General features: G+C 47.3%; 15 protein-coding genes. 4 read left to right on the top strand and 11 right to left on the bottom strand.

The genetic code is table 11. The annotated features are described in order from the left end of the window. Positions 1–3: 3 nt before the first annotated feature. The 4 genes from B2X00_RS03020 to nudC all read right to left on the bottom strand — a co-directional run bounded on the left by B2X00_RS03020 (position 4) and on the right by nudC (position 6,201). The gene (locus tag B2X00_RS03020) at positions 4–3,102 is read right to left on the bottom strand and encodes an efflux RND transporter permease subunit (protein WP_290486059.1); all 3,099 of its coding nucleotides are present in this window, start codon (positions 3,100–3,102) and stop codon (positions 4–6) included. A gap of 3 nt (positions 3,103–3,105) precedes the next feature. Further along, positions 3,106–4,161 (bottom strand): efflux RND transporter periplasmic adaptor subunit, encoded by a 1,056-nt coding sequence (locus B2X00_RS03015; RefSeq protein ID WP_290486058.1) that lies wholly within the window; start codon positions 4,159–4,161, stop codon positions 3,106–3,108. A gap of 124 nt (positions 4,162–4,285) precedes the next feature. Then, positions 4,286–5,356: a uroporphyrinogen decarboxylase gene (hemE, locus tag B2X00_RS03010; protein ID WP_290486057.1), complete on the bottom strand. Its 1,071-nt coding sequence runs from the start codon at positions 5,354–5,356 to the stop codon at positions 4,286–4,288. Positions 5,357–5,391: 35 nt separating this feature from the next. Further along, positions 5,392–6,201, bottom strand: coding sequence for an NAD(+) diphosphatase (nudC, locus tag B2X00_RS03005; RefSeq protein WP_290486056.1), 810 nt, complete (start codon positions 6,199–6,201; stop codon positions 5,392–5,394). 93 nt (positions 6,202–6,294) lie between these two features. On the opposite strand from nudC, the gene B2X00_RS03000 reads away from it, so the two are divergent. After that, the gene (locus B2X00_RS03000) at positions 6,295–6,765 is read left to right on the top strand and encodes an Rsd/AlgQ family anti-sigma factor (RefSeq protein WP_071462233.1); all 471 of its coding nucleotides are present in this window, start codon (positions 6,295–6,297) and stop codon (positions 6,763–6,765) included. A gap of 65 nt (positions 6,766–6,830) precedes the next feature. On the opposite strand, the gene fkpA is transcribed toward B2X00_RS03000, so the two are convergent. Then, on the bottom strand, positions 6,831–7,577 hold the full coding sequence (fkpA, locus tag B2X00_RS02995) for an FKBP-type peptidyl-prolyl cis-trans isomerase (protein WP_414653663.1): 747 nt from the start codon (positions 7,575–7,577) through the stop codon (positions 6,831–6,833). Between the two features lie 104 nt (positions 7,578–7,681). Here fkpA and B2X00_RS02990 point away from each other — a divergent pair, with 104 nt between their 5' ends. The 3 genes from B2X00_RS02990 to B2X00_RS02980 are packed head-to-tail and all read left to right on the top strand — an operon-like array spanning position 7,682 to position 9,866. Then, positions 7,682–8,683, top strand: coding sequence for a WD40 repeat domain-containing protein (locus tag B2X00_RS02990; protein WP_290486054.1), 1,002 nt, complete (start codon positions 7,682–7,684; stop codon positions 8,681–8,683). 1 nt (position 8,684) lies between these two features. Further along, positions 8,685–8,915, top strand: a complete 231-nt coding sequence (locus tag B2X00_RS02985; RefSeq protein ID WP_290486053.1) for a SlyX family protein — start codon at positions 8,685–8,687, stop codon at positions 8,913–8,915. A 54-nt stretch (positions 8,916–8,969) separates the two neighbouring features. Next, a complete protein-coding gene (locus tag B2X00_RS02980) occupies positions 8,970–9,866 on the top strand; it encodes a phosphoribulokinase (RefSeq protein WP_071462237.1) in 897 nt (298 codons plus the stop codon). A gap of 4 nt (positions 9,867–9,870) precedes the next feature. Here B2X00_RS02980 and B2X00_RS02975 read toward each other — a convergent pair whose 3' ends face one another. The 6 genes from B2X00_RS02975 to B2X00_RS02950 all read right to left on the bottom strand — a co-directional run. Then, positions 9,871–10,722 carry a 23S rRNA (adenine(2030)-N(6))-methyltransferase RlmJ gene (locus tag B2X00_RS02975; protein WP_290486052.1) on the bottom strand — a complete coding sequence of 284 codons (852 nt, stop codon included), beginning with the start codon at positions 10,720–10,722 and terminating at the stop codon, positions 9,871–9,873. Continuing rightward, entirely contained in the window at positions 10,719–11,135 is a 417-nt protein-coding gene (locus B2X00_RS02970; RefSeq protein ID WP_348660891.1) for an OsmC family protein, read from the bottom strand. The genes B2X00_RS02975 and B2X00_RS02970 overlap by 4 nt, the downstream gene beginning before the upstream one ends. Before the next feature lie 8 nt (positions 11,136–11,143). After that, positions 11,144–11,491: a DUF3802 family protein gene (locus B2X00_RS02965; RefSeq protein ID WP_290486051.1), complete on the bottom strand. Its 348-nt coding sequence runs from the start codon at positions 11,489–11,491 to the stop codon at positions 11,144–11,146. Between the two features lie 12 nt (positions 11,492–11,503). Beyond that, positions 11,504–12,973 (bottom strand): succinylglutamate-semialdehyde dehydrogenase, encoded by a 1,470-nt coding sequence (astD, locus tag B2X00_RS02960; RefSeq protein WP_272977778.1) that lies wholly within the window; start codon positions 12,971–12,973, stop codon positions 11,504–11,506. Between the two features lie 13 nt (positions 12,974–12,986). Next, the gene (astA, locus tag B2X00_RS02955) at positions 12,987–14,012 is read right to left on the bottom strand and encodes an arginine N-succinyltransferase (protein WP_272977772.1); all 1,026 of its coding nucleotides are present in this window, start codon (positions 14,010–14,012) and stop codon (positions 12,987–12,989) included. A gap of 13 nt (positions 14,013–14,025) precedes the next feature. Beyond that, on the bottom strand, positions 14,026–14,494 hold a 469-nt coding region (locus B2X00_RS02950; RefSeq protein WP_290486050.1), incomplete at its 5' end, for an aminotransferase class III-fold pyridoxal phosphate-dependent enzyme.

Genomic DNA, 14,494 nt, shown 5'->3' with positions numbered 1-14,494 from the left:
CGCCTAGTGACGGTGGTCAGGGTATTCCTCTTGCAATGACTCTAAACGACGTGTAATCGCCATCGGTGATTGTGTCTTCTGCGCCATCAGCATATACAGTGCTGGTATCACAAACAGCGTTAAGAACGCCGATAATGCGACACCCGCGAAGATAACCGTACCAATTACCATACGGCTCTCAGAACCAGGCCCTGTTCCCAGAATAAGCGGAACCGAACTCATTAAGGTGGTAAATGCCGTCATGACAATCGGTCGCAAGCGTTGTCGCGACGCAGTAATCACCGCATCACGGAACGAGAGGCCAGCGTCACGTAACTGGTTGGCAAACTCAACAATTAAAATGCCATTCTTCGCTGCCAAACCAATAAGCATGACGATACCGATTTGGCTATAAATATTAATGCTGTTACCAGTCAAATACAGACCAATAAAAGCACCCACAATTGCAATCGGGACGGCCAGCATGATAACCAATGGGTGGATAAAGCTCTCGAACTGCGCCGCAAGCACCAAAAAGGTAATAATTAATGCAAGCCCGAAGACAAATACTATCGAGCTACCACTTTCCTTGTAGAGTTGCGACTCACCTTTGTAGTCAATAGAGACGTCTTCTGGAAGTTTCTCGTCTACGACGCTCTCTAAGTAGCTCAACGCTTCGCCGAGCGAATACCCCTCGGCTAGGTTGGCTTCAATGGTGACACTGCGCATACGGTTATAACGATTCAACTGAGATGAAGTCGCCCGCTCGCTCACCTTCACCACATTCGACAGTGGAATCAGTTCGCCGCTTTTGCCTGATCGCACATAAATGTTATCGATAGCACTTGGACTGCGATAGTCGGCTTTTTCACCCTCAAGCATGACATAGTACTCTTCGCCACGGTCAAGATAGGTCGTTACCCGACGTTGACCTAAAATCGATTGCAGCGTGATACCGATATCTTCAACCGATACACCGAGGTCGGCCGCTCTCACTTCATCAACTTCGATTAATAGTTGCGGTAAAGTCTCTTTATAATCACTATCGACTTCAACTAAACCTGGGTTCTTAGCGGCTTCCTCAATCACGATATCGCGATACTCAGCCAGCTTTTCGTAGGTATTACCTTGCAGTACAAACTGTACCGGTCGACCACCGCCACCGCTAATACCACTGCGCATAAAGGCAAAAGCCTGTACTCCGACGACTTGATTGAGTTTTTTACGCATCTCTTCCATGAGTTCAAACGTCGACCAGTCACGCTCCTCAAAAGGAATTGCACCGACAATCGCGATACCCGCTGAGTTGCCCCAACCGGGCGCCCGAACAATGACGCGGTCTATTTTATTTTGATCGATATAGGGCAGCAGAATTTGCTCAATTTCATCCATGTGCCGCGAATTAGATTCAAAACTCGCCCCTTCTGCGCCTTTAATACTGATGTAGAAGGTACCGCGATCCTCCGGTGGTGCGAATTCTTGTGGTACAAATTGCATTGCGCCGTAACTCACCACACCACTCAGAACAACTAAAACCAATGCCAAACTCGGACGCTTGATACTGCCCTCTAGTAGGGTGGTATATTTAGCCTCAAGCCACTTAAAGAAGCGGTCGAATGCCATACCAAACTTACTAGTGCGTTCTTTTTTATGTAATATTTTAGAACCGAGCATCGGCGTCAGCGTCAGCGCTGCAATGCTAGAAAACGCCACGGCAGCGGCAATCGCTAAAGCAAACTCGGTAAACAACTTACCGATATTCCCTTCCAAGAAGGCCAGCGGTACAAATACTGAAATCAGCACTAACGTCGTTGCAATAACCGCAAAGCCCACTTCTCGAGCACCGCGATAAGCTGCCAGTAAGGGAGGCTCGCCTTCTTCGACCCGACGATAGATATTCTCTAGCACCACGATCGAGTCATCAACCACAAGCCCGATTGCGAGCACGAGTGCCAGCAAGGTCAATAAGTTAATCGAGAATCCGAGTGAGAACAGCACAATATACGAAGCAATAATAGCCACAGGTACCGTCAACGCGGGGATAATGGTCGCTCGGATATTGCCTAAAAATAGATAAATAACCACCACAACCAATGCCATCGCGATGAGTAGTGTGTTATACACTTCATCAATCGAGCCTTTGATGAAAATAGACGAGTCGTAACTTGTGGCTAAGTACATGGTTTCTGGTAGTGTTTTTTCTAACACTTCCATTTCCTCGCGCACATTCTCTACGACACTCAGGGTGTTGGCTTTGGATTGTTTAATGATGCCGATACCGACCATATTGACGCCATTACCACGGAAATCAGTTTTGTCGTCCTCGGCGCCAAGCTCAACACGCGCAACCTCACCCAACCTCACTAAATAACCGTCATCACCCTGACGAATCACTAAGTTTCGGAAGTCGTCCTCGGATAAGTAGGCGCGTGCCATACGTACGGAAAATTCACGCTCAGTCGACTCAACTTCGCCCGCTGGTAACTCAATATTTTCCTCACGTAAGCGGCTAACGATATCCGTCACAGTGATCTGACGTGCAGCCATCGCGTCGCGATCAAGCCAAACACGCATTGCATAACGGCGATCACCACCAATACGCACACGCGCAACACCATCGACAACAGCGAGACGGTCCACAATATAGCGTTCTGCATAGTCGGTCAGTTCAAGTATCGACATACTCTCGCTACGCAAGTTATACCAAACCACCGTTGTTTCATCAGAAGAGGCTTTTGAAACCTCGGGAGGGTCGGATTCCTCGGGCAAATTATCCAGCGCACGTGATACCCGCTCGCGTACATCATTGGAGGCTGCATCAATATCGCGTGAAAGTGTGAATTCAATGCTAATCGATGAATTCCCAGGGCGACTGCGTGACGAGATATTTTTTATCCCCTCAATGCCACTGATGCGTTCTTCGATAAGCTGCGTTACTTGCGTTTCTACGACTTCAGCACTCGCCCCTGGGTAGTCTGTGCTGATGGTTACCACAGGCGCATCAATATCCGGAAACTCTCGCAACGGAAGCATTGTGAAAGCAACAATACCGAAAATAATTAACAGTACATTGACGACGGTGGCAAAGACTGGGCGTTTTACTGATACATCAGATAACAACATGCCCTAGTCCTCCCTTACATCGACAGGAATACCATCACGCAAGCGCACTAAGCCCTCGACGATAACTTCGTCACCCGGTTTAACGCCCTCTGTAATCTCGACTACGCCCGGCTTACGACGACCGATGCTCACTTCCACCTGTTTAGCGCGATTATCCGGTGTTAGAACAAACACATACTGACGATTTTGAATCGGTAATAACGCTTTTTCAGGAAGTATCAAAGCCTCATCAATGCTGCGTAACAAGGTAATTTGTAACAACATACCTGGGCGTAAGCGTTCATCATCATTGGCTAGTTTGGCACGAACACGTACTGACCGAGTGACAGGATCGATGCGTGAATCAATACTGGTAATGCGTCCGCGGAATTGCTCGCCGGGATACGCTCGATTTCGAGCGATGACTTCCTGGTCAACAGCGAGGCTAGCGAAATACCGTTCTGGAACACTGAAGTCCACTTTAATCGGCGAGATGTCATCTAATGTTGTAAAGGTATCCCCCGGTGCAACTAAGGCGCCCGGGCTTACTTCTCGGATACCTACGCGACCCGTAAAGGGTGCATAAATTTTCATTTCGGCTAAAGTAGCTTCCGCCACCTCAAGTTCAGCCTGAAGTCGATTAACTTCGACATGTTGCTCTTCAACCTGCTGTTGCGAGGCCGCATTTTGACGACGCAGAGAGGTTAAACGGTCAAGTTGACGCTGGGCTTCGTTGAGACTGAACTGTAGCTGCTGTACGCGAGCCACTTCTTTACGCGCATTGAGCTCAGCCAGTAGTTGACCTTTCTCGACACGATCACCGCTATCAAAATAAATAGCTTCGACGATATCTTGTGTTTGCGAGGTAATTTCAACTGTTTCATTGGCTTGTGCTGTACCGAGCGCTTCGATCACATCTCGATATTCACTCATCGCCACCACTTGTGTCCTTACAGGGACACTGGGTTGCGATTGTTCCTCAACCTCTGTAGTTGGAGGAAAAGCAAAGAAATAAATCGCCAATGCAATTAAGGCGATAACAACAAGGGTAATTGGATTAATCCAATTGCGGCGCGCCATACAATAACCTCGAGAAAAACAACATCGTAATAAGGTCTATTGTATGAAAAACACCGCCCGTTGGGCGGTGCATCTAACGAGTATGAACGTGAGTTAATCGCAAATGTTTCAAATTATGTGATATTTAACGGTGATATTTGGGACTATGCTTATGAACGGCTTCAATGAATGCACCCGCGTGATCCGGGTTCACTTCTGGGTGGATCCCATGACCTAGATTAAATACGTGACCACTTCCTTCACCATAACTCTCTAAAATCAACTGAACTTCTTCTTCGATACGTTGTGGAGAAGCATATAATACAGATGGATCCATATTACCTTGCAAAGCAACCTGATCGCCAACGCGCGCACGCGCATCCGACAAGTCAGTAGTCCAGTCCACGCCTAAACCATCAGCGCCCGTTTGTGCCATCGCCTCTAGCCACTGCCCACCGTTTTTAGTAAACAGCGTGACAGGTACGTGATTTCCGTCTTGCTCACGGATCAAACCAGCGACAATTTTTTCCATATATGCCAGTGAGAATTGCTTATAATCGCGTGGTGATAACACGCCACCCCAAGTATCAAAAATCATCACCGCTTGCGCGCCCGCTTTAATCTGCGCGTTGAGGTAGTCAATCACCGAGTCAGCTAACACGTTGAGTACATGATGCATCAGCTCAGGTTCAGCAAACAGCATCTGCTTAACTTTAGAGAAGTTTTTAGTACTTCCGCCCTCGACCATATAGGTCGCTAACGTCCAAGGACTGCCAGAGAAACCAATGAGTGGTACTTTTCCATCCAACTCCTGACGAATGAGACTCACTGCATCGGTTACATAACGCAGTTCATCACTCATATCCGGTACAGCAAGCCCTTTTACGTCTGCTTCAGTGCGCAACGGACGCGAGAACTTGGGGCCTTCGCCTTTTTCAAAGTAAAGACCAAGCCCCATCGCGTCTGGAATCGTTAAGATATCACTAAACAGGATCGCTGCATCAAGATCAAAGCGTCGCAGTGGCTGTAATGTCACCTCGCACGCAAGTTCTGTATTTTTGCAAAGGGACATGAAATCACCGGCTTCCGCCCGAGTCGCTTTATATTCAGGCAGGTAACGCCCTGCTTGCCGCATCATCCAAATCGGTGTTCTATCGACCGGCTGTTTCTGCAATGCTTTCAAATAACGATCATTTTTTAACTCGGGCTTTCTCATAACGTATTCCAACATCCAATTTATTGGTTATTTTATCACTCTTGCTTTGCCTTGCCGATAGCGATTTCAATCAAACGATGCGCAATCGTGCCTTCAGGGGGCGTGTCGGGTAAGTTATCAATAGCAAACCAGTCGCCTGTTTCGAGTTCCACAGGGTCAATGTGTAAATCTCCCGACTGCCATTGTGCAGTAAATCCCATCATCAATGAGTGCGGAAACGGCCACGGCTGACTCAGTTGGTACTCGATATCACAGACTTCAATACCCGCTTCCTCATGCACCTCGCGCGCTAATGCTTGTTCGAGCGACTCTCCCGGTTCCACAAAGCCCGCCAAAACAGAATAGATCCCCTGCTTGTGCCGCTTGCCCCGCGCCAACAACAACGTATCTTCTTTTCTTATTGCCACAATGATGCAAGGGGAAACACGCGGGTAACAGCGGTGATTACACTGCTGACAATGCATCGCAAGCTCCCAATCCACCGCTTGCATGCGCGCCCCGCAACGACCACAGAACCGATGTTGGTTAATAAAGTCCATTACCTGGCGCGCTCTCCCAGCCATCGCAAACTGTTCTTCATCATGCACCGAGAGTAAGCTCCGTAATGGCACAAACTCACCGCCTACAAAAGCGGGATCATTAAGATCAGCGACGATAAGGTAACATGGTCGCTCTCTTAACTCGCCTAAATAGACCACTGTATATTGAGACAGATCAGGAAAGTTAAGTGATGCCATCGGTCCCGAGGGAACGTTACCATTCTCGGTTACAAAAACATCGCCCGCCGAGCAAATAAACCAACGTGCGGGTTCGTCTTTCGATGGTTTTACATAAGGCTTAACCAAGTTACACTCCTTAGAGTAAAGATCGCCAATTTTGATTGAGAAAAGCATTCGACACCTTTACAGTATGTCGAAGATCTCATTTCGGAGAACCCCATGTTAAAGAAAAGTGAGGAAGCACGCCAGCGTTGGGGCGGAGCTCATGACAGCATTGACCAATGGTTAACTGAACGACAAGACCTTCTCGTTAACTATTTTAAGCTAGCCGCCCTTCCTCCCTATGAAGGTGTACGCAACGGCTTACCTGATGTCACTGACATTCGTGATTTCTGTGGTCAATTAGTCGACTACGTGTCGAGTGGTCATTTTGAAATTTATGAGCAATTAATGACACAAGCGCGCGAAAACAAACAGCCGCTTGAAGCCTTGCTTGAGCAAGTATTTCCACTTATCAGTGATACGACAGAAATTGCCTTAGATTTTAATGATAACTATGGTGAAATTGACTCTAACAATCATCTTAACCAGTTTGACCGTGATCTATCAGCACTCGGTGAAGCGATTGAGTTACGTATGGAATTTGAGGATCAATTACTACATCATTTAGAGAAACACGACGCATTGTAGTCTTTATCGGATTCCAAATAAAATAACGGCCGCAATTGCGGCCGTTTTAGTTAGTAAGTGTCTACTTACTGCTGAGCTTCGCTGCTTTCAGACTCAGGCTTATCTTTAACGTCCAATAATTCAACGGTAAAGATCAATGTTGAGTTCGGCGGAATTTGACCACCCACTTCGCGATCACCGTAAGCTAGCTCTGCTGGAATAACAAAGCGGTATTTTGCACCCTCGTTCATCAACTGCAGGCCTTCAGTCCAGCCTGGGATCACACGATTAAGTGGAAAGACTGTCGGTTCTCCACGCTCATACGAGCTATCAAATACTTCGCCATTGACTAAAGTGCCTTCATAGTGGACTTCTACAATGTCGTCTTCACTAGGGCTATCACCTTCACCCGCTTCAATCACTTCGTATTGAAGACCCGATTCGGTTACCTTAACGCCATCTTTTTTAGCATTTTCTTCTTGGAACGCTTTGCCTTCTTTCGCAGCTTTGCTACCTAATACATTCTTGCGTTGTTCCATCACTTTAGAACGTAAGTCATTTAACAGTTTGTCGGCTTCTTCGTCAGATAATTTGTTTTCACCCTTCACCGCATCAACAAAGCCAGCGATAACGAGTTGGCGGTCGAGCATGACTTCAGCTTTTTCTTGGTCATCCAGGTTACGAGCGACAAAACTACCCACTGACGAACCCAGCGCATAGGCTTGCTTTTCTTGTTCTGATTCGAGTTTTTTCTGGCTGACAGGATACGGTTCTTGCTGCGAACATGCAGTAATAGCCAGCGCAATAGCCGATAGCGCTAGTGGTTTCATCATTCGGTTCATCTTTTTCTCCAATTAACATCCCGTAAAGTAATTGACTATGCCATAATCAAATTGTTCGGTCAGCCCCATACTACACAACACCATAAGGCTTGCCCATGAATATTAAGCAAAACGTCATATTCAGTCTTGTTCTCTTTAGCTGCGCCTTGTTGTTTGGTTGCGCCCCTGCGCCTGAGCAGATCCACAAAAAAGCACATGCTGAAGCAGGTACTTATGTCGCCGATATTGCTAATGACGGCTCTTTCAGTGTCGTGGCGACTGACAGCAACGGCGTCTTATTATGGCCACGCTACGCGAATGATGCCAAATACCAGTGGCGGCAAGATGATGCTGATGTGTCACAAATAATTGCCGTGGATATTGGTGCTGATGGTCGCACCGTTGCGACGGCGAGCCGCAAAGCCTTTAGCCTTTGGGATGCGAACAGTGGAGAGAACTTAGGTTATTGGCAATCGAGTGGGGCTAATATTGCTAATATTGCCGTATCAAATAACGGTTCTACTATCGTGCTAGGGCTAAACAACGGTACTCAAATTGCGTTCAACCCTGAAACAGGGAGACGCCTTGAATTTTACGGACATCAAAATGCGATAACCGATTTAGTCATCGCCCCTAATGGCCGGTATGCCCTGAGCGGCAGCACCGATCAAACCGCAATTTTATGGTCAACTGAGTCGGGCCAACCCATCCATCAATGGCAGCATGAAACTCGCCTGACAAAAGTGGCTTTAGACGCTTCGGGTCGCTACGCATTAACCGCAGGCAGCTTAGATAAGGCCTATATTTGGAATGTAAACACCGGTAAGCAAGTTACACAACTTGATATCATTGAGCGTGTTAGAATATTTAGTAGTGCGCGGTTCAGCGAATCAGGTGAGTTTTTAATCACAGGTTCACCGTCGCGTCAAATTACGCTCTGGCGCACCCAAACAGGTGAAGAGCTTCGAGCTTGGAATGTGGAATTACGCGATAGCCATCGCCCTAATAATGCCGTGGTATTGTCCGTCTGGCTTGATGAAAATACGGGTGCCGTGATGAGTGAGAGCTCGGCAGGTTATGGCGAATGGTGGCAACTGGAATCGAATTGGCAGCAGTAATATGACGGAAGTAGAACAGTTACAAAGCAGAATTGATAATTTGGAATCCCAACTGGCATTTCAAGAGGATGTCATCGACGCGTTAAACCAACGCGTTACTGAGCATAATAAAGAACTCTCTGAAGTGGCACGACGAATGAAATACTTAGGTGAACGATTACGCCAAGTCCAAGACAGCCAATCATCACCGGATGCCGATCCGAGCGCTGAACCTCCACCGCCGCATTATTGATCGGAACGCGGTTATCCGCTATAACAGATGTTCACTCATTGTTAATAGGTTTTTATGTCTTCGAAGCATCCTATCATTGCGGTAACGGGTTCATCAGGTTCGGGAACTACCACGACAGGTCAAGCACTACGTCATATATTTCGGTCCCTCGACGTATCAGCCGCGTTTGTCGAAGGTGATAGCTTTCACCGTTATTCAAGACCGGAAATGGATGTGGCTATCCGGAAGGCGCAAGAGCAAGGGCGTCATATTAGTTACTTTGGTCCTGAAGCAAATGACTTTGAACGGCTTGAGTCGCTGTTCGAAGAATATGGTCGCACAGGTAATGGGCAAATCCGACGTTACTTACACACCTTTGATGACGCGGTACCCTACAATCAAATGCCCGGTACGTTTACGCCTTGGGAAGACATGCCAGAAAATACCGATGCTTTGTTTTACGAGGGTTTACATGGCGGTGTTTGCGGCGAAGGCTATGATGTCAGTAAGCATGTTGATCTGTTGATCGGGATGGTGCCCATCGTGAACCTAGAGTGGATTCAAAAGCTGGTGCGCGACACGCAAGAGCGCGGTCATTCACGTGAAGCTGTGACGACCAGCATTATCCGTAGTATGGAAGACTATATCTATCATATTGTGCCGCAGTTCTCGCGCACACACATCAACTTTCAGCGCGTTCCAACGGTTGACACTTCGAATCCATTTAGCGCCAAAGAGATACCCTCTCATGACGAAAGCTTTGTTGTGATTCGCTTTCGCGGTATGAAGAATGTCGATTTCCCGTATTATCTACAGATGATCGATGGTTCGTTTATGTCACGCACCAACACTTTGGTAGTACCGGGCGGCAAACAGGCGCTGGCAATGGAGTTAATATTAACCCCGTTAATCGAACAAATAATCGAGCGCAAAACGCAGTTGCGTACCCAAGTGGACTGGCTCGACAATTAATTCATTACTCTTCGACAAGCCAAAAAGAACGCGAATGGGCTGATTCATCTTGCGCCAAAATGCGTTGCAGGTAATTCATCACGTCCGGTAGCTGCTGCTGCACACCAAACGGCGGATTCACCCATACATAACCACAGCCATAAAGCCCGGTGGTTGGATTAGGCTGCTTCACCATGAGTTCAATCGCTAACGTTTTCGGCAAACCGTCTAACTCTGCTAACTGACGATAAAAATCACCGACCTTTTCATCGTCTTTTAACGGAAACCAAATTGCAAAGCTACCAGCCGCCCACCGTTTAACCCCATGTTTAACTGCAGCAACAATATCGTCGAACTCATGAGCCGACTCAAACGGAGGGTCAATGAGCACCAGTCCGCGTTTCTCGTTTGGGGGCAGTTTGGCTTTTAATGCTTCATAACCATCAAAGGGCGCCAAGACCTCTAAGTGGCTTGTTCGTTGGCCTTTCAAGTTGGCCTTTAGCGCCTCAGCATCCTCGGTGTGTAGCTCACTAACAATATGTCTATCGGTAGCTCTCAATAGTTGCTGTACCACCCAAGGCGAACCTGGATATGCCTTCAACTCGCCTTGCTCATTTAAACCTTTAACGATATTCAAGTAAGGTTTAATAAGTGCCGGTGCATCAGCATCATTCCACAGCCGACCAATACCTTCTGGATACTCATTCGTTTTACCGGCTTGCTCAGAAGTCAGATCGTATAGCCCAATTCCACCGTGGGTATCGAGCACACAAATAGGCTTATCTTTCTGCTTGTAGTAGTCAATCGCCATGACCAACAGAAGATGTTTAAATACGTCGGCAAAGTTACCGGCGTGGTAAATATGTCGATAGTTCACGCTTCGATAATCTTATAGCTATGGCTCATTTCAACACTGGCTTCGAGCATTTTGGCTACCGAACAATATTTGTCAGCTGATAGTTTTACCGCTCGTTCTACATGCGATTCGGCGACACTTTGACCCGTTACCACGAATTCCAGGTGCACCTTCTTAAATACTTTCGGGGTATCACTCACTCGTTCACCGGTCACACGACATTCACAGTGCATGACCTTTTGTCGTGCCTTTTGCAGAATGCTTACCACATCTACCGAAGCACAACTCCCGGCAGCCATTAGAATAGCTTCCATGGGGCTTGCAGCCGTTTTGGCATGACCATCTAAGACCATTTGATGACCACTACCGGACTCTGCTACAAAAGTCAGGTCATCCAGCCACTTAACCGTCGCATTCAAGGTATTCTCAGACATAAATAAAATTAGCCTTTGGTATTCAGACGCTGATCAAAAAGGTTTTTTACCAAACCTACAAATTCGATAATAAACGTCTCTTGTTGTTCGGTGGGATGATTGTCGAGTACAGACGAAAGGATTTCTTCTAAATCATACATAATCGCGTCGGCTTCTCGCACAATATCAAGTCGGGTGTCTTGATCGATATCGTTCTGTTCAAACAACGCCATCATGTGCTGTGAGAGTTTCTCCTCAAGCACATCACGCAGGGTGTAATTTGCACTGCCTGCTGGCAACTTCCGCTGTTCAAACAACGGAAGCTGCTCAGTCAAGTAGTGAATAAGTTCGACGTAACCGTCTGTCTCAGTAATCATTGAGATAACTTATTAAAATTTTAGCCCCGGCGCTAGTGTTTCGGGCAAACTTTGTGTATCGGCTTCGACAGATGCCACAGGGTAAGAGCAGTAATCTGCCGCATAATAAGCACTTGCACGATGATTACCGCTAGCACCGATGCCACCAAACGGAGCTGCGCTGCTTGCACCTGTAATCGGTTTGTTCCAATTAACAATGCCAGCGCGAATGTGCTTAAAGAAATGACGATAAGTCGCTTCATCGTCACACAGAATACCCGCGGACAACCCATAGCGAGTATCGTTTGCTTTAGCAATCGCATCGTCTAAGTCGTTAAAGCGGTAAACTTTAAGCATTGGACCAAAATATTCTTCATCAGGCGCATTTTCAACGCCGGACATATCAATAATACCAGGCGTAACAAAGCCTAAATTACTGTCTTTCTGCTTGAGCTTAACGAGTGGTTTACCACCCAGTTGAACAAGTTCGTTTTGTGCATCAACCATTTGACTCGCTGCTTTTGCAGAGATCATAGCGCCCATGAACGGCTGAGGATCAGCATCATAGTCATCGACCAGGATATTTTCGGTCACTTCCACCAGACGATCGAGTACTTTACCGCCCATTTCGGTGTTTTCAATAAACAGTTTACGCGCACAAGTACAACGTTGACCTGAAGTGATAAACGCTGACTGGACGATGTTATGTACAGCGGCATCGACATCAGTAATATTGGTCACGATTAACGGGTTATTACCGCCCATCTCCAACGCCAAGATTTTATCAGGACGTCCACCAAACTGTTTATGCAACAAGTGTCCGGTATTCGAAGAACCCGTAAAGTATAAGCCATCGATCTGAGGATGGACTGACAGCGCTTTACCGGTCTCAACTTCACCCTGAACCAAGTTGAGCACACCCGCCGGAAGCCCGGCTTCCTGCCACAACTCAACCGTCACCTGAGCCACATGAGGCGTCAGTTCAGACGGCTTAAACACCACCGTGTTGCCAGCGATCAAAGCAGGGACAATGTGACCGTTCGGTAAGTGCCCTGGGAAGTTATAAGGACCATAAACAGCGACTACGCCATGAGGCTTGTGACGAATAAACGCCTTCGCGCCTGGCATCTCGTTTTCTACTGTCCCTGTGCGCTCTTGATATGCACGCTCAGAGATACCGACTTTACCGATCATCGCACCCACTTCAGTGCGTGTTTCCCAAACCGGCTTACCCGTTTCAGCGGCCATCACGCGTGCTAAACGTTCTTTGTTTTGCTCAAGTAATTCCGAAAACTTTTTACAAATAGCTAAGCGATCTTCAAATGAAGTGTGCGACCACTCAGGAAATGCCGCGCGAGCAGCCATAACCGCCGCATCAACTTGTTGCTCAGATGCACTTTCACCGCTCCAAACAACTTCATTACGTGCAGGATCAATCGACTTAAAGGTTTTACCTTCGCCCGCGAGCCATTGATCGTTAATAAACTGTACATTAGAACTCATCATTGTTCTCCTGTTACAGAGCCACGATACGCACCGTATCGCCCTCAGAAAGATTCAATTTATCCGCTTGCTCAGCGCTCAATTGCACTTTTTCAGAGCCGTCAACGTGACGAACCTGAGCTGCTCTAAATGATTCAATTTGTGTGTTGCATATAATATGAGGCGTTGCACTCTCAGCATCTACTGGCGTGTCGACCAGCACCACCTCTTTTAACACACTATTACGTACACTACGTAAGTTCTGGACTTCTGCCTCAACCGTCGGTCCTGCGTCGAAAATATCGACAAAGCCACGGAACCTAAAACCTTCAGACTCGAGTAGTTTTAACGCCGGTCGCGTATTATCGTGCACTTTGCCGATCACTTCTCTTGCCTTCTCCGGCAACAGTGATGTGTAAATCGGGTAGCGCGGCATGAGTTCAGCAATAAAGGTTTTATCGCCAATACCACTCAAGTAATCTGCTTTGGGGAAGTCCATCGAGAAAAAGTGTTGTTCCAACCAATCCCAGAAAGGTGATGCACCATCGTCGTCACAAACGCCACGCATTTCAGCAATCACCCAGTCGCTAAAGCGTTGTTTGAATTGCGCTAAAAACAGCATCCGAAAACGTGAAAGCGTGCGGCCATTTAAGTTGTGACGATAGGGTTCACGTAAAAACAACGTGCATAGCTCTGAAACACCTGTGTAGTCATTACATAATGACAATGTCTCGAGCGTGTTATGGATGTTTAGCTTCTCAGAATGGTGCACGACCTTACCTAAGCGGTAATGCCAAAACGCTTCGGTCAACCCAACGGCTGCCTCAATACCACTGACACCGGCAATTTCGCCCGTTTCGGTATCTTCCATGACGAACAGATAACTCTCATCGCCTGGGGTCGCTACATCTTGCTTGGCAAAAGCTGCTTGCGCTCGAGCGATTCTTCGCTCGAGCAAACCTTGATCAATTGGCAACGATGTAAACCCATGTCCAGACTCTACCGCACAACTATATAGCGCTTCGTAATCTGCTGCCTCTATCGGTCGAATAACCAACATACAGGGTCCTCAATTAACCAACGACTTGAGCAACGGCGTGCTCAAAACGTTTGAGACCTTCCTTGATATCCTCTTCTGGGATAATAAGCGAAGGTGTGAATCGAATAACGCTAGCGCCAGCAACCAAAACCATAACACCGTGTTCTTGACCCGCGAGTAAGAAGTCGCGCGCGCGACCTTCAAATTGCTCAGTAAGCTCGGCACCAATCAGACAACCCATGCCACGCACCTCTTTAAACACGTTATATTTGTCGTTAATTGCAGCAAGATGCTCTTTAATCATTGCTTCGCGCTGCTTAACGCCTTCGAGCACGGTCTCTGTGTTTACGACTTCCAGTACCGCTTCTGATACGGCACATGCCAACGGGTTACCGCCATAAGTACTGCCGTGCGTGCCTGGTTTTAAATGCTCTGCAATTGCAGCAGTGGTCAACATTGCACCAATTGGGAAACCACCGCCCAATGACTTAGCAGAGGTTAGA

Source organism: Idiomarina sp. UBA3162, assembly GCF_002364475.1.
GTDB lineage: Bacteria > Pseudomonadota > Gammaproteobacteria > Enterobacterales > Alteromonadaceae > Idiomarina.
This window is presented reverse-complemented; position numbering and strand designations above follow the sequence as displayed.